Source organism: Pseudomonas sp. NFACC45 (assembly GCF_900113505.1).
GTDB classification, from domain to species: Bacteria; Pseudomonadota; Gammaproteobacteria; order Pseudomonadales; family Pseudomonadaceae; genus Aquipseudomonas; species Aquipseudomonas tehranensis.
Genome location: NZ_FOPO01000005.1, coordinates 145,928 through 165,644, shown reverse-complemented (window position 1 = coordinate 165,644; position 19,717 = coordinate 145,928). Strand labels below are relative to the sequence as shown.

The window sequence follows — 19,717 nt, the reverse complement described above, 5'->3', positions numbered from 1 at the left end:
TCAACTCAGAGCCCGACCAGAGCGGCCAAACCGCCGATGTCCGGGATTTGGTGGTAGCCATACACGGCGTTCGCCGGTTGCTCATGACCGCGGGCCACGAAGGCTTTGTTCTTGATTTTCATGTCGTGGGCCGACATCAGGTCGTAGCGGAAGCTGGACGAGACATGCAACACATCCTCCGGCCCGCAGCCGAGGTTATCGAGCATGAATTCGAAAGCGGCCAGGCGCGGCTTGTAGGCTTGGGCCTGCTGAGCGGTGAAGACTTTATGAAAAGGCGCGCCGAGCTTGTCGACGTTGGACATGATCTGTTCGTCCATCGCGTTGGAGAAAATCACCAACGGAATCTTGTCGGCGATTTTCGACAGACCCGCCGGTACATCGGCGTGAGGGCCCCAGGTTGGCACGGCGTCGTAATAGAGCTGGCCTTCGCCCCGATATTCGATTCCCCAGCGCTTGCAGACCCGCATCAGGGACGTCTTGATGATTTCATCATAGGGCCGCCACTCGCCCATCACCTGATCCAGACGATAAGCGGAGAAATCCTTGACGAACTGGTCCATCTGCCCAGCATCGACACGATCAGCGAACAGTTCGCGAGTCATGGTGCCCATCTGGAAGTTGGTCAACGTGCCGTAGCAGTCGAAGGTGATGTACTTGGGTCGAAGAAAGCTCATGAGTGCGGTCCTGAGTTGTTGTTGAAGGCATGACGAGGCAAACATTGATGCCGTTCGTGAAGCATCGGTACAACGCTGCATCACGTTTTTATTACAACACCATGAGACCGTGGATAAACGGTTAAAAATACCGGCCGCTTGGTACAAACCACCGTTTTGCAGGGTTCGCTCAGCAGACTTTGCGGGATGCTCCAGAGGCGGGCGTTGCACCCGTGTTTCTTTGGGTTTGCGGACAGTTATGGTGCGTCTGGCGACGCGGTGAAGGCCGCTTTGCGGCAGAATCTACGCCTGCGGCGGGCCGTTCTAGCCTTTATCTTGAACGGGCCGCCGCCATCGCGAGCAGGCTCGCTCCCACAAGGATTTATGCTGGCCCGGAAATCACCGACCACCCCAGTTTCCCTGTGGAAGCGAGCCTGCTCGCGATGGCGGCAGGTCTGTAAGGAACCTTATTGTTCAGGCTTTCAACTCAGCCTCAAGAAAACTCACCAACGCCTGCACCCGTGCGCTGCGAACTTTGCGCGACGGCACCAGCAGGTTGATCGGTGCGCTGTCGAATTGCCAATCGGCGAGCACCCGGACCAGGTTGCCATCGGCGATGGCTCTGCTGACATCCCATTGCGAGCGCAGCACCAGGCCCAACCCCTCTTCGGCCCAGCGTCGGGCCACACTGCCGTCGTTGCTCAGCAAGGCTGGCTGGATGCGCAGGGTCTTGCGTTCCTGCTCATTGCGCAGATGCCACAGCGTGACGTCCTCATCGTTTTCGCGAATGCAAATACAGCGGTGCTCGGCCAGTTGCTCCGGTGAAGACGGCGTGCCGTGCCGCTCCAGGTAGGCGGGGCTGGCGCATAACCAGCGAGCATTGTGGCTCAGGGACCGGGCAACCCACTGGCTGTCACTGAGGTTGCCGATGTGAATCACCGCATCACTGTCGTGACGATCGGGCCAGGGCGTTTCCCGTAGATCCAGATGCAGGCACAACTGTGGGTGCAACCTGGCAAAACGCGCCAGCAACGGCGCGATGCGTTGCCGTCCATAGCCGAACGGCGCCGCCAGCCTGAGGGTGCCGGCCAGTTGATTGTCCGGCTGTTTGAACGACTCGGGAAGCGCCTCCAGTTGCTCCAGCAACAGCGCACTCTGGCGGGAGAAGCGCTCGCCATCGGCGGTGAGGCTCAGGCGCCGGGCATCGCGGTTGGCCAGGGTCAGGCCGAGCAGTGTCTCCAGTTTGCGCAAGCGCATGGACAACGCAGGTGGCGAGACATTGAGGGCCCTGGCCGCTGCGCTCAACGACTCGGAGCGCGCCAGCGTCACGGCCATGCGCAGGTCTTCGACGCTAATCATTCAGTTCAACTTAATGATTGATGACTCAGCATTGAACCACGACTTCACGACGGCTGAGTAGAGTCGCCCTGTCCCCATCCACCGAGTGCTGCTCATGACCGCCTCAATTTCCCTCCTTGATACCCCTGTCGCGCTCATCGATGTACCGCGCATGCAGCGCAACATCCAGCGCATGCAGCAACGCATGGACACCTTGGGTGTGCGTTTACGGCCCCACATCAAGACCAGTAAATGCCTACCCGTGATCCAGGCGCAGATCGCCGCAGGCGCCAGCGGCGTCACCGTGTCTACCTTGAAGGAGGCGCAACATTGTTTCGCGGCCGGCATCCAGGACATTTTCTACGCCGTGGCCATGGCGCCCGGCAAACTGGCCCAGGCCCTGACGCTCAGGCGCCAAGGCTGTCGTTTGAGCATCCTCACGGACAGCCTGACGGCGGCCCAGGCCATCGTCGATTTCGGCCAGCAGCACGATGAGCGGTTCGAGGTCTGGATCGAGATCGATTGCGACGGCCATCGGTCCGGCGTGCGGGTCGAGGACGATTCACTCGTGGGCATCGCCCGGTTACTTGATGAAGGCGGCATGCAGCTTTGCGGCGTGATGACCCATGCCGGCTCCAGCTACGAACTCGATACGCCCGACGCGCTGCAAGCCTTGGCCGAACAGGAACGCAACCTTTGCGTGCGCGCTGCCCAACGCATTCGCGAAGCCGGGCTGGCTTGCCCTGAAGTGAGCATCGGCTCCACGCCCACGGCGCTGTCGGCACAGAACCTGGAAGGCGTCACCGAAGTTCGCGCAGGCGTCTATGTATTCTTCGACCTGGTGATGCACAACGTCGGCGTCTGCCAGGCAGGCGAACTGGCGTTGAGCGTGCTGACCACCGTCATCGGTCATCAACAGGAAAAAGGCTGGATCATCACCGATGCCGGCTGGATGGCCATGAGTCGTGACCGGGGTACGCAGCGCCAGTCACGGGACTTCGGCTATGGACAGGTGTGTAGCGAAACCGGCGACTGGATCGACGGCGCGCTGCTCACCAGCGCTAATCAGGAGCACGGCATTATCACCCTGACGAACGCCGAGCACGTGGATATCACCGCGCGGTTTCCCATCGGCAGCCGCCTGCGCATCCTGCCCAACCATGCATGTGCCACTGGCGCACAGTTCCCTCATTACCTCGCCTGTGATGCCACGGGCCAAGTGCACAGCTGGAGCCGTCTGCATGGCTGGTGAAATCGGTTTTTTCCATACCACCCACGCCGCAGCGCCGGGTGGACATTACGCCCAGGCGCTGTCGCACCAGGGCGTCCTGTATGTGTCCGGGCAATTGCCGGTACGCGCCGATGGCAGCCACAGCGTCGACCAGCCCTTCGAGGTCCAAGCCGTCATTGCCCTGGAAAACCTGCTGGCGATTCTCGACGCTGCAGGCCGGGGCCCAAGCGATCTGGTGAAGGTGACGGTCTATGTCGCCGGCATCGAACACTGGCCGGCCTTCGACCGCATCTATGCCCGCTATCTGGGCGAACACCGCCCCGCACGCGCCGTGGTGCCCGTCCCGGCGCTGCATCATGGCTACCTGATTGAAGTCGAAGCGCTGGCTCGCGTGTCGGCAACGGGCAATGGGCAACCGGCAATGGGTACAGATACGTTTTTGCCAAGTTAGCGCGCCAGATACAGCAGATTCTCCTTTGCCAAGGTCGAGAACGGCACAACTGATCAGGGCCCCTTTGTTAGTTTATTGAGCAGACACGGCATAACGATCTGCCGCAGACCATGCCATAAACGCTCTATGGGAGCCCGTTGGATGACAACCCGATCTTCGAACAGCTACACCCTCGACCCGCACATAACCCGACAGCTTTATATCAACGGTGACTGGTCGTCCCCGGCACATGCGGCCACGCTGCCGGTGATCAACCCGGCCACCGAAGAGGTGGTTGCCCACGTCGCCCAAGGGTCGTGCGAGGATGTTGATCGGGCGGTCGCGGCGGCGCGTGCGGCCTTCCCCGGCTGGTCCTCGACGTCGCCGGCCTCGCGCGCACTGGTGATCGGCAGAATCCATGAACTGATCCTTGAACGAAAGGAGGCGCTGGCCCAGGCGCTCTCTCTGGAAATGGGCGCAGCCATCGGTTTTGCCCGGGCGATGCAAGTGCCACTGGCGGCCGAACACGTGCGTGTGGCCCGTGATGTGCTGTCCGACTATTGTTTCCAGAAGGTCGAAGGCGGCACAGCCATTACCCACGAACCCATCGGCGTCTGCGGGCTCATTACGCCGTGGAACTGGCCGCTGTATCAGATCACCGCAAAAGTCGCTCCGGCCATTGCGGCAGGTTGCACGGTCGTTCTCAAACCCAGCGAACTGTCGCCCCTGAGCGCCCTGCTCTTCGCGCAACTGGTGCATGACGCCGGCCTGCCTCCCGGGGTCTTCAACCTGGTGAACGGCAGCGGTGCCGAGGTCGGTGCGGCGATGGCGGCGCATCCTGATATCGACATGATCTCCATCACCGGCTCGAACCGTGCAGGCGCGCTGGTGGCCCAGGCGGCCGCCCCGACGGTGAAACGCGTGACCCAGGAGTTGGGCGGCAAGTCACCGAACGTGCTGCTGCCAGACGCCGACTTCGACAAAGCCGTGCCACCGGGGGTGATGTCGGCGTTTCGCAATGTCGGCCAGTCGTGCAGCGCACCGACCCGCATGATCGTGCCAAGGAACCGATTGGCCCAGGTCGAAGCCCTGGCTGCCGCCACCGCCAATGCGATCATCGTCGGTGATCCGCAATCGGAAGAAACCATCCTCGGTCCTATCGCCAATCAAGCCCAGTTCAAGCGCGTGCAGGCCATGATCGAAGTGGGCCTGAACGAAGGCGCAAAACTGCTGTGTGGTGGGCCAGGCCGCGTGCAGGGTTTTGAAAAAGGCTTCTACACTCGCCCGACGGTGTTCTCCGAGGTGGACAGCGCGATGCGCATCGCCCAGGAAGAAATCTTCGGCCCGGTGCTGTGCATCATTCCCTATGACACGGTGGATGAAGCGGTCGCCATCGCCAACGACACCGTCTATGGGCTGGGCGCGCATGTTCAGGGTCAGGACCTTGAACAGGCGCGCAGCGTTGCGTCGCGCATCCGCGCAGGGCAAGTGCTGTTGAATTATCCGGCGTGGAACCCGATGGCGCCGTTCGGTGGCTACAAGCGCTCCGGCAATGGCCGTGAGTATGGTCTCCATGGGTTCGAGGAGTACCTGGAGATCAAGGCGATTGTGGGCTTTGCTTAAGACCGGGTACCGCCGCGCCTACTCCTCGAAGCGCCCCGTGCCCTCACGATCATGCGGGTAGTGCCTGGTGAACGGAAACGCCGGCAACCAGGATTCACGGCGCACGGTCCAGCTTTCGTAGGTGGGCATCAGTTGATCCGGGGCATCCAGCGTTCCCAGGTTCACTTCAATCTCGTCGCCGGTACGGGCGAACACCGACGAGCCGCAGCGCGGGCAGAAGAAACGCCCGGCGTAGTCCCGGGTTTCACCCTCGATGGTCACGGCATCCTGGGGGAACACCGCAGAGGCGTAGAACAGCGCCCCGTGATGCTTGCGGCAATCGAGGCAGTGGCAGAGGCCAACCCGATACGGGCGCCCCGAGGCTTGGATGCGAACGTTGCCGCACAGGCAACCGCCGGTGAATAGGTCCATGGTGTGTCTCCTCTGCAGTCATGCGGTCGGGCTTCACAACCCGGATCGAGCAATAACCGGCGCATGCTGCGCCATCAACTCCACGACCCAATCGATGAACACCCGCAACTTGGCGCTGATGTGCCGGTTCGGCGGATAGGCCAGATAAAGCGGCATCGGCTCGAGGTGCCAGTCTTCGAACAGCGCCACCAAATCACCTTGCGCCTGGTGGGTGCGGGACATGTACTCGGGCAGCCAGAGCACGCCCAACCCCGCCAAACCCGCCGCGAGGTAGGCGTTGCCGTCGTCAATGGCCAGCGCGTAGCGCCCTTTGACGTGAAGCAGCTCAGCGTCACGGCGCATTGCGTAGGGCAAGGATTTGCCGGTGCGCGCCCACAGGAAACCCACGGTGCGATGGTGCGAATCCTCCAGTTCTCGCGGATGCGCGGGCACGCCAAACCGTGCCAGGTAACTCGGGGCGGCGAAGACGCCCAGGGCGAGATCGCCGACCCGTCGGGCGACCAGCGACTGATCCCGCAACTCACCGCCGCGCACCACGCAATCGACGTTTTCATCAAGCATGTCGACGATGCGATCACTGACGCCCATGTCGATCTGAATGTCCGGATATCGTTCATAGAAGGTCGGCAAGGCCGGCACCAGGATCATTGCAGCCAGTGGGCTCGGCACGTCCACCCGCAGGCGCCCGCGGGGCAGCGCCTGGGCGCCGGAGACGCTGGTCTCGGCATCGTCCATGTCGGCCAGCAGGCGAATCACCCGCTCGTAATAAGCGGCGCCGTCAGCGGTGACGTTGACCTTGCGCGTGGTGCGGTTGAGCAACTTGACGCGCAACCGTGCCTCCAGTTGCTGCACCAGTTGGGTCACGGTGGTTTTGCTCATGTGCAGGGTGTCGGCCGCCTTGGTGAAGCTGCCCGCCTCCACCACTCGAACGAATGCCTGCATCGCGTCGAAACGATCCATTGCTGCCCCATGTGTCCGTCAGATTGTTTGGATTCTACAAACAGTGATCGCCAAGGTTGCTCGTTTATCGTCCGGGCACAAGCCCCTAGAGTGGTTTCAAGATTGAATCCGACCCTTTGATGGAGACACTTATGGCACAGCGTGATGTAGTTTTCCCAGCCGGGCGCCAGGCCCTGTATGAGCGTAATCGCTATTCGCCAGCGATTCGCTCCAATGGCTTTTTATTCGTATCGGGGCAAGTCGGCAGCACCGAAGACGGCTCGCCAGAACCGGAACTGGAGGACCAGGTTCGGCTGGCGTTCAACAACCTGAAGGCGACTCTAGCCGCCGCCGGTTGCACCTTTGACGATGTGGTTGACGTCACCGTGTTCATCGTCGACCCCGAATCGACATTCGAGAGGATCTGGAAAGTGGTACCCGAGTTCTGGGGCAGCGCACCGCATCCGACGCTCACGGCGGTGGGGGTGACGTGGTTGTATGGTTTTCAGTTCGAGATCAAGGTGATTGCCAGGTTGCCTGAAACCGCCCTGGGATGAGCTGACTGGCAGGTGCAGCCATGTTGAATGTGCCGCCGTCATCGCGAGCAGGCTCGCTCCCACAGGGGGTTGTGTTGCCCCCATCGAGACCGACACAGATCCAATGTGGGAGCGAGCCTGCTCGCGATAGCGAACTGTCAGCCTGCGCCGCTCAACCTTTTAACGCGGCTTCGATGGCCGCGATGTCGATCTTCGTCATCTCCATCATGGCTTCGAACGCGCGCTTGGCCGCTGCTTGATCGGGATGGGCTATCGCGGCGGTCAACACGCGCGGGGTGATCTGCCAGGACAGACCCCACTTGTCCTTGCACCAGCCGCAGGCACTGGCCTGGCCGCCGTTGCCGATAATCGCGTCCCACAAGCGATCCGTTTCGGCCTGGTCATCGGTCGCGACCTGGAATGAAAAGGCTTCGTTGTGCTGGAACGCCGGGCCCCCGTTGAGCCCCAGGCATGGAATGCCCATCACCGTGAACTCGACCGTCAGCACATCGCCCTGCTTGCCCATCGGGTAGTCACCGGGGGCGTGATGAACGGCCTGCACCGCACTGTCCGGGAACGTCGCGGCGTAGAACTGCGCAGCCTCCAGCGCAGCGCCGTCGTACCAGAGACAAATCGTGTTTTTATTGTTCATCCGATCTCTCCGAGAGATAACTGGACGGTAAAGTCTAGCAGTCTCTACGTCGGCGCAAGGCTAGCGGACCAGTGGACTCACCCGCTCCCCATGACTGACCATCCAGCGAATCATGCTCGCCAGCGGCACCCGGTAATTCTGGGTGTCGCACGCGCCGGCCTGGTCATGGCTGTACAACTCCAGGTAGCGGCTGAGCAGTAGATGTCGGCCGTCCTGCGCCAACTGCAGTTCGATCTCCCGGCAATGCAGAATACCTCTGTCGAGGATTTTCACTCGCCGGTGCAGAACCAATACAGGGTTACTCATCAACGGTCTCCCCCTCCTGGCAAGCGGCGTCATCCCCCGCCACCGCGCCCAACTTGCCCTGGGCGACAAAATCGGCGCGCCGCTGCGCGACCGAGTCACGAAGCGCCACGTAGTAATCCGGTTGAGTGCGCAATTTGTCGGTCAGTGGGAGCGCCTCGGCACGTCCATCGACGATGCCGCCTACGGTGTTGATCGTACCTAGCGTATCGACCGTGTCGCTGTTGCTGCCGAACGGATCGACCGCAGAACTCAGCAGTCTGCCGGTGGCGTCCCTCAAACTGGACGTTCCCAGCAGCGGCAGTTCGAGGATCGGCCCGGGGGCGAGGTTCCAGACGCCGAATGTCTGGCCGAAATCGGCCTTGTGGCGCTCGATGCCGAGCTTACCGGACACATCGATCAGCCCGACGATGCCGGCCGTGGTGTTGATGACGAAGCGCCCCAGGGTGTTGACCGAGCGTTGGGCGTTGCCTTGCAGCAGATCGTTGATGAAGACCTTGGGCTCACCGAAGTTCGCCACGAAGTTATGGACGCCCGTCTGCATGACCTCTGGCAGCTTGCGATAGCCGCGGGCAACGGGGGCCAGCGCATAGTCATCGACGGTCCGGTTGAAGGCGAAGATACCCCGGTTGACGGGTTCTGCCGGATCATGAACGGTGTAGCTCGCATGTTCACAACTGCCAGGGGTTGCAGCGGGCGTGCTGGTGCAGCCGCTGGCGAATGCCACGAGTCCTACGACAACAGTGCAACGAACAAACAGCGGAGCGGGCTTGGTGATCGGCATACAAGGCTATCTCGGCGAGAAATTGGGGCGATACCGGTCAGTTAGGGGACACAGCCATGCACCTATCCTTGTTGGGCGGGCTATTTTTAACTGACTGACATGGGGCGATCCTGCCCCTGATTCTTTGCCTGAAGATTTCCACAACATTGCCCGTCGGCAACTTTGTTACCGAGTTGAAATATATGACGCAGGCCCCGGATTGACCCTAGTATTCCCTTCTGTATTCATTGCCCTGCGTGCCCACTGTGAGCCATCTATTACTGGTGGACGACGACCTCGAAGTCCTCGCCCTCTTGCGCAAATTCCTCGAGCAACATGGCTATAGCGTCGAAGTGGCCGCCGACGGTGCCGCGCTGTGGCAGGCGGTGGCGCGTCGGTTGCCGGACCTGATCATCCTCGATGTCATGTTGCCGGGAGACAACGGGCTGGTGCTCTGTCAACGACTGCGGGCCGAGCATACAGTTGGCATCATCATGCTCACGGCCATGGGTGAGCTGAGTGATCGGGTCGTCGGTCTTGAGCTGGGGGCCGATGATTACCTGACCAAGCCGTTCGATGCGCGCGAGCTGCTGGCCAGGGTGCGCGCCGTACTCAGGCGCACCGGCGAAGCCAGGGGTACGCTGAACAGCACCTCGCGGCTGATTCTGGAATTCGAAAACTGGCAGTTGGACGTCACCCGTCGCGAGTTGCGCTCACCGGACAAAGTCATGATCCCGCTGTCCACCGGCGAGTTTGAGTTGCTGCTGGTCTTTGCCGAACACCCGCGCCGGGTCCTCACTCGCCAGCAACTGCTGGACCTGGCCCGCGGCGAAACCTACGACGCCTTCGATCGCAGCATCGACGTCCAGGTCAGCCGGCTGCGCCGCAAGCTGGAGAGCGATATCAATGGCCCATCGATGATCCGCACCATTCGCAACAGCGGCTACCTCTTCAGCCCCCATGTGGTGAAGCGATGAAGCCCCGGCAATCAGCCTTCCGTCGACCACGCGATACGGTAGCCCGCTGGATTGCCCTGACCACCATGCTCGCCATGCTGACGTTGCTGGCCCTGAACGAGCTGTTCGGCCTGCTGGCTGGGACCTGGGCACGCCCTCCCCTAATGGAAACGGGCCTGATGGATAAGGCCGCCACCATCACGCGCATCATCGACTCGGTGGCGCCCGGGCAACGGTCCGATATCGCCAGGGCGGCCAGCGACCAGGGGTTCGCCGCGCACTGGTTACTCCGCCGGGAAGACGCGCGATTGCCGCTGATCGACGACCCGCAGTTCAGTGAGGGGGCGGCGTTCCTGCGCAAGCAACTGGGCCGGCCCGAGGCCAGGGTAGAGGCCTACGAACCCGACGATTGGCCCGCCGATGCGCCAGACAGACGCTACGCGGTCCTCATCCAACTGGCCGACCATTCCTGGGTGGAATTTTCCGTGCCCTCTCGCAGTTGGGGCATGAAGGAATGGATGCGCAACCTGATCATTATCGCGCTGATTCTTTTATCGACGTTCATCGTCGGCCTGATTGCCACGCGGCACCTGGCGACCCCGCTGGAACGCTTCGCCGAGGGCGCCAGGCGCTTTGGCGTGGACTTCAAGGCGCCGCCCATCCCGGTGGTCGGCCCTCACGAAATCCGTCAGGCGATACTCGCGTTCAATGCCATGCAGGCCCAGCTCCAGCACTTCGTCCAGGACCGCACACAAATGCTCGCCGCCATCTCCCACGACCTGCGCGCGCCCTTGACCCGCATGCGCCTGCGCGGGGAATTCATTGAGGATGCCGAGCAGCAGTCGAGACTGTTCAGGGACGTGGATGAAATGCAGGCGATGGTCAATTGCGCGCTGGAATTCTTCCGCGACGAAGCTCGGCTCGAACACGCCACCGCGTTCGACCTGGCCGAACTGCTGCACACCGTCGTCGACGACTTCAAGGATGCCGGCATCGAGGTTTCATTCGAGGGCGCTCATCGGTTCGTTTATGTGGGCCGGCCCATCGGGATCAAGCGCGCGCTGGTCAACCTGATCGACAATGCCAGCAAATATGGCAGCGAGCCGGGCGTTCAGCTCAAGGCGTTCATGGACCGCGTCGAGATTCGCGTTCACGATCGCGGGCCAGGTATCGCCCCCCAGTTCCACGAGCAAGTCTTCGCGCCGTTCTTTCGCATCGAAGGCTCGCGCAACAAAAACACCGGTGGTGTCGGGCTGGGGCTGTCGGCAGCGCGGGCGACGGTGCTGGAGCATGGCGGCACGCTGACCCTCAGGAATCGGCGCGGTGGCGGCCTGGAGGTCAAGGTCTCGCTGCCGCTCAATTGACCCTGGCACGACACGCCGGCAAACAATGTTCTAAACAACACGCGCCTTCCTCGGTAGGATATCCGGCCTTTTGACCAGGACCGGCCTACCGGAATTGCCCTGATGATTCTGATCATTTACGCCCACCCCTACCCTGACCAATCACGGGTCAACCAGCAAATGCTCCAGCGGGCATCCAGCAATCCGGACGTGGTCATACGCTCTCTCTACGATCTTTATCCGGACTTCGACATCGACGTCGAGGCCGAACAGCGCGCCGTCGAACAGTGTCAACTGCTCGTCCTCCAACACCCGATGTATTGGTACAGCATGCCGCCGCTGCTGAAGTTGTGGATCGATAAAGTGTTCACCCATGGCTGGGCCTATGGCAGAGACGCCACAGCCCTCAAAGACAAGCCCCTGCTATGGGCCGTCTCCACGGGAGGCAACCACGATCATTTCCAGATCGGCGCCAACCCGGGCTTCCAGGTGCTGGCCCAGCCCCTCCACGCAACGGCCCTCTACTGCCACATGCGCTGGCTGGAGCCGGTCGTGGTACACGGCGCGTATGCCGGCGCGTCCGAGACCCTGGACGCACAAATCGAACACTACAGCGCACGCCTGGCCTCCTGGAAGGAAGATTGATATGGAGACTCACAGCCTGATTGAACTGCTTATCTACCTGGGTTCGGCGGTGTTGATCGTGCCGATTGCCGTCAGGTTGGGCCTGGGCCCGGTGTTGGGTTATCTGCTGGCCGGGTGCGTGATCGGCCCGTGGGGACTCAAGCTCGTTACTGACGTAAAGGCGATTCTGGAATTCGCCGAAATCGGCGTCGTGCTGATGCTGTTCGTCATCGGGCTCGAGCTCGATCCCAAGCGGCTCTGGGCGCTACGCAGGATGGTGTTCGGTGGCGGCGCCTTGCAGATGCTCGCCTGTGGCGGGGCAATCGCGGTGTTCTGCGCGGCCCTGGGGCTCAATTGGACGGCCGCGCTGCTGGTCGGCCTGACTCTGAGCCTGTCTTCCACGGCCATCGCCATGCAAGCGATGAACGAGCGCAACCTGACGTCGACCGCCGTCGGACGCAGCAGCTTCGCCGTCCTGCTGTTCCAGGACATCGCGGCCATTCCCCTGGTTGCCATGATTCCGTTGTTGGCGGCCCACGGCGACACGCCATCCGGCACCGCCCTGATGCTTTCAATCATCAAGATCGTCGCAGCCATCAGCGTCGTCGTGCTGTTGGGGCGCTACGTGACGCGCCCGCTGTTGCGCTTCGCCGCGCGGTCGGGTCTGCGTGAGATCTTCAGCGCCGTGGCGCTGTTTCTGGTGTTCGGCTTCGGTTTTCTGCTGGAAGAGGCCGGCTTGTCGATGGCCATGGGCGCGTTCCTCGCCGGGGTGCTGCTGGCCAGTTCTGAATACCGCCATGCCCTGGAAAGCGACATCGAACCGTTCAAAGGCTTGCTGCTGGGGTTGTTTTTTATCGGTGTCGGCATGTCGATCGATTTCGGCACGCTGATCAATGCTCCGCTGAAGGTCATGACCCTGACCCTGGGTTTCATTCTGATCAAATTGCTGGTGATCAAAGCCGTCAGCCGTTTGCTGAACGTCCCTGCCGGCCAACGCTCATGGCAGGCGGTGTTGTTGGGCCAGGGCAGCGAGTTCGCCTTCGTGGTGTTCGGCGCCGCCACGCTGGCCGGCATTCTGACCGACCAGTGGGGCAAGAGCCTGACGCTGGCGGTGGCCCTGTCCATGTGCCTGACGCCTTTGCTGATCCTGTTGCTGGATCGAATAGAGTCCGCCACCAAGAAAAACCGCCAGGAATCCGACCTCGTCGATCAGCAGAACCCACGGGTAATCATCGCCGGGTTCGGCCGCTTCGGGCAGATCGCCGGGCGTCTGTTGATGTCCTGCGGCGTCGAGGTGGTGGTGCTGGACCATGACCCCGACAACATCGAGACGCTGCGCAAGTTCGGCGTAAAAGTGTTCTACGGCGACGCCACGCGCCTCGATCTGCTCCACGCGGCCGGCGCCGGCCAGGCGGTGGTGCTGATCAATGCGATTGACGACCAGCAGGACAACCTGACGCTGACCCGACTGGCCCAGGAGCACTTCCCCGCGTTGAAACTGATCGTCCGTGCGCGGGACATGGGGCACCTGATCACCCTGCGGCAGATGGGTGTTGAGACCGCCGAGCGGGAAACCTTCGAGAGCGCGTTGGCATTGGGCCGAAATGCGCTGGTGCAGATGGGTGTCGGGGCTTACGAAGCGCGCGAGCGCGCGGATCAGTTCCGTCGTTTGAATCTGCAGATGCTGGAGGAAATCGTCGCCCAGCCGGAAGACGACCTCAAGTTCAGGCACGACGCCTACCAGCGCGCCAACGCGTTGCTCACCGAAATGTTCAACGAAGACCGTGCGCGCCCCGTCGACAGTTGGCCTGACCATCATCGAAACGAGACGGATGAGGCACGCAGCTGATCCGTCCCCCGGCGTCACACCCGCCCGAACTGGCGCCGGTACTCCACCGGCGTCAGCCCAGTCAGCGCCTTGAACATCCGTTGCAGGTTGGAACTGCTGCTGAAACCCAGCTCGGCGCCGATGCTGGCGAGGGGTAATGATGTCAACGTCAGGCGTTCGCTGACCTGGTTCAGCTTGATGCAGCGGGCGTACGCTGCGACGGTCTGGCCCGTTTCGCTGCCGACCTTGCGCGCGAGCGTGCGCTCGGACATGGCGAGCCGCCCCGCCAGCGCCTTGACCGTGATGTGTTCCGCTGGCATTTGCTCGATCAGCCCATGCAACCGACGCAGCAACCCATCGGGCTGCTGGACCAGGGCGATCCCTTGGAACGCCGCGTGAGAAATCGCTGGGCGCGCAAGCACCATGAGCCGGGTAATGTCGCGCAGCACATCTCGGCTGACGCTCTGTTCGATCAATTTTTCCGCGATGGGCAAATAACCATTCACCCCCGAAGCAGTGGCGGTTCGCTCATTGAACACGCAGTTCTGATCGCTTTGCCAACGGACTTTTTGATACTGCGCCTGCATTGCCTGAGCCAGCCACCACGTCACCGTCGCGCCCTGCCCGTCCAATTGCCTGCAGGCGGCCAGCAGGCAAACACCTGTGCAGTAAGCCCAGAGCTGAAGGCGTCGGGGACGTTTCGACAGGGCTTTCAACAGTTGCGTCTGCCCAGCAAGTACCGCGTTCACCTGCTCGGCCGATTCGGCCCAGAAACCGGGGACCAGGACGGCGTCGAGTTCGCAACGGCCCAGGGCCGCCTGCGCTTGCAGGCTTATGCCATGTGCACAGGTTACCGGGCCTGCTTGCAGGGCGACATAAGTCGCCTCGAACAACACCCGGCCGCTTCTGCGGTTGGCCGCATGCAGCAGATCGGCGAACGCAAACAGCCCGGCAGGCATGCAACCGGGAAACAAGAGTAGACCGACACGAAGTTTTTGAGGCATGGCTTGAAATGAATCAATGATGTCAGATTCGGCCATTATGCCCATCACCGCCAATCGACACCATGAAGCGCTCGCCCAAAAAAGGAACGCTCCATGAAAATTCAGCAAATCCGTAACGCCACGATCATCCTTGAATCCGGCCCGTATCGCGTGCTCGTCGATCCGATGCTGGCCGGCAAAGGTATGCTGCCGCCGCTTCGGTTGTTCGGTGCCACCCAGCGCAATCCACTGGTGGAACTGCCAGCGTCTACGGCTGGCGACCTGGAGACCGTGACTCACTGCCTGATCACACACTGCCAGAAAGGTCATTTCGATCATCTGGACCGAGCCGCCAAGCGGTGGTTGAGGGAAAAACAGATCCCGGTGATCTGCACACCCCATGACGCCCCCTATCTCGCCAAGCGGGGCTTGAATGTCCAGCCGCTTGCCAAGGAACACCAACAGCCCGGCGCGTTTTTGGGCGGCACGATCCGTACAGTCAGGTGCACCCATGGGCAGGGTCTGGTGGGCAAGCTGATGGAGCACGGCGTCGGTTACCTGATCGAGCTGCCTGGCGAACCCAGCGTCTACCTCACCGGCGACACCCTGCTCAGCCCCGCCGTGCGCGAGTTCGTCTTGCACCATCAACCGCAGGTCAGCGTGGTGCCGGCAGGCGGGGCGCGGTTCGATTTAGGTGGCGATATCATCATGGGCATCGAGGAAACCCTGGCGTTCGCCCGCTTGTCTCGCGGGACCGTGGTTGCTAATCACCTCGAAGCGATCAGCCACTGCCCGACGACGCGCAAAGCACTGCGCGACGCCGCCGCGATGGCCGGCCTCGAAGGTCGGATACGGGTACCGGAAGATGGCGAGACGTTGGTGTTCCAGCCTGCCTGAACCAACCCGTCCAACTCGGTCATCAGACGCAGGCGTACATGAGCAGAGAAAGGAAATCACGAAAGGCTCGACGATGGACGGTAAACTGGCCGCGCAAGGGCCGCTTGCGTCGCGACCGCCCCATTACCCTTTCCTGAACAAGAGGCTTTCATGGCAAACCAAGACATCACGTTCATCCCCGACCCGGACGCGGACTCCATCTCTTCCGACGTCGCCGGCTTCGGCGGCCTGCTGGTTTCCACCCAGATTCCCACTCGCCCTGACGGCAGCCTGGAACTGGGTGACATCACCTTGCAAAGCGAATGCACATTGCAGGCACTCAAGACGGCCCTGGAAGGCGCCGGCAGCTCCATGGATCGGGTCTTGCACCTGACGATTTACCTTACCGACATGGCCGACCGCGCGGCCTTCAACGAGGTGTACCAGCGTTTCTTCGCCAAACCCTGGCCGGTACGCGCCGCAGTGGGCGTGGCGGCGCTGGCAGTTGAAGGGATGCGGGTAGAAGTAACGGCGATGGCGGCCAAAGGCTGAGGTAGCGGCTTGTTGAACATTCGGCGCGGAGTTTGAAGCCCCCATAAGGTGAATCCAAAGTGCCTCTTGTGGCGAGGGGATTTATCCCCGTTGGGCTGCGTAGCGGCCCTAAAGCAGTTAACGCAATCTTCCTGGCGCACCGAGTTGCCTGGTTTGGGGGCCGCTACGCAGCCCAACGGGGATAAATCCCCTCGCCACAAAAGAGGCGCACTCGCCTAACTGAGATCACATTGCCGAGTTGTGTTTGCAGATTAAAAGTCAGTAGGTTGTAGTTTGTTCCATGAGAGCTTTGCTCCCTCGCCACAAATTCCTGATCAGTTGCAACCCGCCGGACATGTCCCAAATGCGCGATTTCCACGAAAACAGTCATTTGCGCACCTAGCCCAAGCCTCGGCGGCTGTCTAAAGTGCGGCGTTTTCCACCCTTGCGGGCGTATTTATGAATCTCTGGTTCCGACTGTTGCTCATGCTGTTTCGTCGTCCCTGGCGCAAGCCGACCGGCCCCTTGGATACCACCGTGGTGCGCATGCGGGTATGGCCGTTGGACCTGGACCTCAACCGCCACGTCACCAACGGCCGCTATTTCACCCTGGCCGACATAGGGCGTATGGATTACGTGCTGCGCAGCGGCGCCTACAAAGTGGCCTTGCGCAACCGGGCAGTGCCGATCGTGGGGGATGTGTGGGGCAAGTTTCGCCGGGAGCTGAAGCTGTTCGAGGCGTTCGAGGTGCACACTCGCTTGCTGGGCTGGGACGAGAAGTGGACCTTCATGGAACACCGTTTCCTGAGCCAGGGACGTGTGGTGGGCGTGGTGATGATGCGCGGTCTGTTCCGCTCGGCCCAGGGCACGATTGCACCAGGAGAGTTTATTCGCGCATTGGGGCTGGCCGAACAGTCACCGGCCATGCCCGACTGGCTCACCGCCTGGTCGCAAAGCTGCGATGGCATGAGCCTTACGCTTCGGGAGGAGGAAAGTGGGCGTACGGTTGGCTGAACGGGTCATGACTGACATCGATCCGCGCCAGCCGGCACGACACATCCCTCCCCCACAACAGCGTGAGTCTTACTGAACGGTTTTCAGCTTGACCACATCACCGGACACCTTGGTGGTGTAACCGGTCAGGACCCAGGCCCAGAACCAGTCTTCCTGCACTTGGGTGTTGATCATGGCGTCGCCGCCCTTGGCCAGGATCGCGGCATTCTGAGCGCGCACGAAACGGTTGTTCTGGCGGATCGGGATCATGCCAAACAGCAGCAGGCCGGTGGCTTTCGCTTCACTGTGGCCGACCACGGTGTATTGGCTGCTGTCGTATTGCTTGGTTTTCATCGGGGTGCCGGTGCAACCCGCCAGGGCCAGGCCAACCAGTGCGCAGGCGACAATTTTGCTGAGGTGGTTCATTGAATACTCCATGAGAAAACGCCCGGGATCCATCTCTCGGGCGGCGCGTACTCTAACCGATCAGCGTCAAATTGACATCACTGCGCTCAACCCGCCCCAAGGCTCGGCGCAGAGCCATTCGTCAGTTGCCTCTGCAGCGAAACGGTCGCTCGTCGATACCATGGACACTGTGCCACGGAAGGTAATCCTGCCCATTGCGGCTGATGCGTGATGGCCGATTCCGTTGGAGCATTGACCATGATTGATCTGACTGTCTGGAACATCACCCTGCCCGTGCAGACCCCGGCGCAGGTCGTGGCGACCAAGGCCATGCCCACGCTGCAGAACAAGTACTTCAACCGCTCAGGCGAGCGGATTATCTTCTGGGCGCCGGTGAACGGCTCCCATACCGGTAAAAGTGACTACCCGCGCTCCGAATTGCGCGAAACCACCAAAGACGGCAAGTTGCGCAACTGGCGTTACAACAGCGGCGTCAATACCCTCAAAGGCACCTTGGCGGTGAACCAGGTTCCTTCCCAGGGCCGCGTAGTCGTGGCGCAGATCCACGCCAAGGATGCCCCTACGCCGCTGTTGAAACTGGTGTATCGCTACGCCAAGGGCACCGGCAACATTGATGTGGAATATCGGGTAAAACCCAAGGACAAGAAGAGCCCGGTGATCTATACCGTGCCGAAAGTGGCGCTGAACAAAACCTTCAGCTACTCCCTGCAAATGGACAAGCAAGGCAAGCTCACGGTGCTGATCAACAACGTTGGCAAGCAGGTGAAGCTGGACCGCTCCTGGCATCCCTATAACTTCTACTTCAAGGCCGGCGTCTACACGCTGGATAACGTCGGTTCTTCCAGCGAAGGCGGGAAAGTGACCTACACCAAACTGGACGTCAGCCATAAATGATTGACGTCCAGCACCTCAGGCCTTTGAAGCGGCCACGACCGCTTGCCGGCCGTTGAAGGTAAACAGGAAGCAGACGAACACCAGCAGCGCAAAACCGGCCGGGAACAGCCAGATGCTCTTCCACTCATGGCCGCCGTCCACGGCATAGTGATCGGTCACCTGTCCCGCTACCCAGAAGCCGATCAGCATGCCAACGCCATAGGTCGCCAACGTAATCAGCCCCTGGGCTGAGCTGCGAAAACGCTCCGGCGCCTTGGCATCGGTGTAGATCTGCCCCGAGACAAAAAAGAAGTCATAGCAAATGCCATGCAGGGCAATGCCGGTGAAGAGCATGAACGCCAGATCGCCGTTATTGCCGTAGGCGAACAGCACGTAACGCAGCGCCCAGGCCAACATGCCGACCAGCAGCGCCAGCTTGATGCCAAAGCGCTGGATGAACAGCGGCAACAGCAACATGAACAGCACTTCGGAGACTTGCCCGATGGCCATTTTTGCCGTGGGGTTGCTCATGCCGGTTTCAGCCAGGAACGGGTTGGCGTTCTGGTAATAAAACGCCAGGGGGATGCAGATCAGGATCGAGGCGATGAAGAACACCAGGTAGCTGCGATCCTTCAACAGACCCAGGGCATCCAGGCCCAGTAGTTGTTTGACGCCACCTGCGTTCGCTTGCGCCTTGAGCGGTGCGGTGGCCGGCAACGTGAAGCTGTAGAGTCCCAAGACCAGCGAGGCGATGCCCGCCATCAGGAAGGTATTGCGCAAGCCGCCTGCCGAGATCGCTTCGCGCGAGTCCCAGGCAAACACAAAGCTGATCACCACGCCCGCGACGATCCAGCCGATCGTGCCCCACACCCGGATGCGGGAGAACTCCAGCGCCGGGTCGCGCATCTGGCGGAACGCCACCGAATTGACCAGGGCCAGGGTCGGCATGTAGATCACCATGTAGGCCAGCACGTACGGGTAGAACACGCTGAAATCCGCCGCCGAATACAGCTGATACAACAACACCGCGCCCAACAGATGCAGCACCGCCAGGATGCGTTCGGCATTGAAGTAGCGGTCGGCGATCAGGCCGATCACGAAGGGGGCAATGATCGCTCCCCAGGACTGGGTGGAAAACGCCATGCCGATCTGCCCACCGCTGGCGCCCAGGGTGCTGGACAGAAAGGTCCCCAGGGTGACGAACCAACCGCCCCAGATAAAGAACTGCAGAAACATCATCACGCTCAAGCGTGCGTTCATCGTGGTCATGACAGTCACCGTTTTATTGTTGTTCTTGTGAAGAAAAAATGCCGAACACAGCCTTTGTGGCAAGAGGATTGATTGTGGGAGCAAGGCTTGCCCGCGATACAGGCGCCTCATTTCCCCAGGGACCGCGTTAACTTCA

General features: G+C 61.3%; 22 protein-coding genes. 12 read left to right on the top strand and 10 right to left on the bottom strand.

Going from position 1 to position 19,717, the window contains the following annotated elements; translation table 11 throughout:
- Nucleotides 1-5: 5 nt before the first annotated feature.
- Together BM132_RS10900 and BM132_RS10895 are read right to left on the bottom strand one after the other, a co-directional pair.
- Nucleotides 6-674, bottom strand: coding sequence for a haloacid dehalogenase type II (locus tag BM132_RS10900; RefSeq protein ID WP_092399097.1), 669 nt, complete (start codon nt 672-674; stop codon nt 6-8).
- A 453-nt stretch (nt 675-1,127) separates the two neighbouring features.
- Nucleotides 1,128-2,012, bottom strand: coding sequence for a LysR family transcriptional regulator (locus BM132_RS10895; RefSeq protein WP_092455204.1), 885 nt, complete (start codon nt 2,010-2,012; stop codon nt 1,128-1,130).
- Between the two features lie 94 nt (nt 2,013-2,106).
- On the opposite strand from BM132_RS10895, the gene BM132_RS10890 reads away from it, so the two are divergent.
- The 3 genes from BM132_RS10890 (at nt 2,107) to BM132_RS10880 (ending at nt 5,275) form a co-directional block, all read left to right on the top strand.
- On the top strand, nt 2,107-3,243 hold the full coding sequence (locus tag BM132_RS10890; protein WP_092455202.1) for a DSD1 family PLP-dependent enzyme: 1,137 nt from the start codon (nt 2,107-2,109) through the stop codon (nt 3,241-3,243).
- Nucleotides 3,233-3,673 (top strand): RidA family protein, encoded by a 441-nt coding sequence (locus BM132_RS10885; RefSeq protein ID WP_092455200.1) that lies wholly within the window; start codon nt 3,233-3,235, stop codon nt 3,671-3,673. The genes BM132_RS10890 and BM132_RS10885 overlap by 11 nt, the downstream gene beginning before the upstream one ends.
- A 141-nt stretch (nt 3,674-3,814) precedes the next feature.
- Entirely contained in the window at nt 3,815-5,275 is a 1,461-nt protein-coding gene (locus tag BM132_RS10880; RefSeq protein WP_092455198.1) for an aldehyde dehydrogenase family protein, read from the top strand.
- 18 nt (nt 5,276-5,293) lie between these two features.
- Here BM132_RS10880 and BM132_RS10875 read toward each other — a convergent pair whose 3' ends face one another.
- Both BM132_RS10875 and BM132_RS10870 read right to left on the bottom strand, forming a co-directional pair.
- A complete protein-coding gene (locus tag BM132_RS10875; protein WP_092455195.1) occupies nt 5,294-5,686 on the bottom strand; it encodes a GFA family protein in 393 nt (130 codons plus the stop codon).
- A 33-nt stretch (nt 5,687-5,719) separates the two neighbouring features.
- Nucleotides 5,720-6,646, bottom strand: coding sequence for a LysR family transcriptional regulator (locus tag BM132_RS10870; protein ID WP_092455193.1), 927 nt, complete (start codon nt 6,644-6,646; stop codon nt 5,720-5,722).
- A 131-nt stretch (nt 6,647-6,777) separates the two neighbouring features.
- Here BM132_RS10870 and BM132_RS10865 point away from each other — a divergent pair, with 131 nt between their 5' ends.
- Nucleotides 6,778-7,182, top strand: a complete 405-nt coding sequence (locus BM132_RS10865; RefSeq protein ID WP_092455191.1) for a RidA family protein — start codon at nt 6,778-6,780, stop codon at nt 7,180-7,182.
- A 151-nt stretch (nt 7,183-7,333) separates the two neighbouring features.
- Here BM132_RS10865 and BM132_RS10860 read toward each other — a convergent pair whose 3' ends face one another.
- From BM132_RS10860 to BM132_RS10850, 3 genes are read right to left on the bottom strand one after another with little or no spacing between them, the layout of a single operon-like run.
- Nucleotides 7,334-7,813 carry a VOC family protein gene (locus tag BM132_RS10860; protein ID WP_092455190.1) on the bottom strand — a complete coding sequence of 160 codons (480 nt, stop codon included), beginning with the start codon at nt 7,811-7,813 and terminating at the stop codon, nt 7,334-7,336.
- 60 nt (nt 7,814-7,873) lie between these two features.
- Entirely contained in the window at nt 7,874-8,119 is a 246-nt protein-coding gene (locus BM132_RS10855; RefSeq protein WP_092455188.1) for a hypothetical protein, read from the bottom strand.
- A complete protein-coding gene (locus BM132_RS10850) occupies nt 8,112-8,900 on the bottom strand; it encodes an MlaA family lipoprotein (RefSeq protein ID WP_092455186.1) in 789 nt (262 codons plus the stop codon). Before BM132_RS10850 ends, BM132_RS10855 begins: the two co-directional genes overlap by 8 nt.
- A 245-nt stretch (nt 8,901-9,145) precedes the next feature.
- Here BM132_RS10850 and BM132_RS10845 point away from each other — a divergent pair, with 245 nt between their 5' ends.
- From BM132_RS10845 to kefC, 4 genes are all read left to right on the top strand, one after another.
- On the top strand, nt 9,146-9,856 hold the full coding sequence (locus BM132_RS10845) for a response regulator (protein WP_092455184.1): 711 nt from the start codon (nt 9,146-9,148) through the stop codon (nt 9,854-9,856).
- Nucleotides 9,853-11,199, top strand: coding sequence for a sensor histidine kinase (locus tag BM132_RS10840; RefSeq protein WP_092455182.1), 1,347 nt, complete (start codon nt 9,853-9,855; stop codon nt 11,197-11,199). Before BM132_RS10845 ends, BM132_RS10840 begins: the two co-directional genes overlap by 4 nt.
- Nucleotides 11,200-11,301: 102 nt before the next feature.
- On the top strand, nt 11,302-11,823 hold the full coding sequence (kefF, locus tag BM132_RS10835) for a glutathione-regulated potassium-efflux system oxidoreductase KefF (protein WP_092455179.1): 522 nt from the start codon (nt 11,302-11,304) through the stop codon (nt 11,821-11,823).
- Nucleotide 11,824: 1 nt separating this feature from the next.
- Nucleotides 11,825-13,651, top strand: coding sequence for a glutathione-regulated potassium-efflux system protein KefC (kefC, locus tag BM132_RS10830; RefSeq protein WP_092455177.1), 1,827 nt, complete (start codon nt 11,825-11,827; stop codon nt 13,649-13,651).
- Between the two features lie 14 nt (nt 13,652-13,665).
- Here kefC and BM132_RS10825 read toward each other — a convergent pair whose 3' ends face one another.
- Nucleotides 13,666-14,742: a GlxA family transcriptional regulator gene (locus BM132_RS10825; protein ID WP_256244251.1), complete on the bottom strand. Its 1,077-nt coding sequence runs from the start codon at nt 14,740-14,742 to the stop codon at nt 13,666-13,668.
- Here BM132_RS10825 and BM132_RS10820 point away from each other — a divergent pair.
- From BM132_RS10820 to BM132_RS10810, 3 genes are all read left to right on the top strand, one after another.
- Complete coding sequence (locus tag BM132_RS10820; RefSeq protein ID WP_092455175.1) at nt 14,728-15,510, top strand: MBL fold metallo-hydrolase; 783 nt, start codon at nt 14,728-14,730, stop codon at nt 15,508-15,510. The genes BM132_RS10825 and BM132_RS10820 overlap by 15 nt on opposite strands.
- 150 nt (nt 15,511-15,660) lie before the next feature.
- Complete coding sequence (locus BM132_RS10815; RefSeq protein WP_047227689.1) at nt 15,661-16,041, top strand: RidA family protein; 381 nt, start codon at nt 15,661-15,663, stop codon at nt 16,039-16,041.
- Nucleotides 16,042-16,479: 438 nt separating this feature from the next.
- The gene (locus tag BM132_RS10810; protein ID WP_092455173.1) at nt 16,480-17,034 is read left to right on the top strand and encodes a thioesterase family protein; all 555 of its coding nucleotides are present in this window, start codon (nt 16,480-16,482) and stop codon (nt 17,032-17,034) included.
- Between the two features lie 69 nt (nt 17,035-17,103).
- Here BM132_RS10810 and BM132_RS10805 read toward each other — a convergent pair whose 3' ends face one another.
- Entirely contained in the window at nt 17,104-17,439 is a 336-nt protein-coding gene (locus tag BM132_RS10805) for a lipoprotein (RefSeq protein WP_047227691.1), read from the bottom strand.
- Nucleotides 17,440-17,676: 237 nt separating this feature from the next.
- Between BM132_RS10805 and BM132_RS10800 the strand changes: the two genes are divergently transcribed.
- Complete coding sequence (locus BM132_RS10800) at nt 17,677-18,333, top strand: polysaccharide lyase family 7 protein (protein WP_092455171.1); 657 nt, start codon at nt 17,677-17,679, stop codon at nt 18,331-18,333.
- 15 nt (nt 18,334-18,348) lie between these two features.
- Here the strand turns inward: BM132_RS10800 and BM132_RS10795 are convergent, their stop codons facing one another.
- Nucleotides 18,349-19,581 (bottom strand): nucleoside permease, encoded by a 1,233-nt coding sequence (locus BM132_RS10795; protein WP_092455169.1) that lies wholly within the window; start codon nt 19,579-19,581, stop codon nt 18,349-18,351.
- Nucleotides 19,582-19,717: the final 136 nt, after the last annotated feature.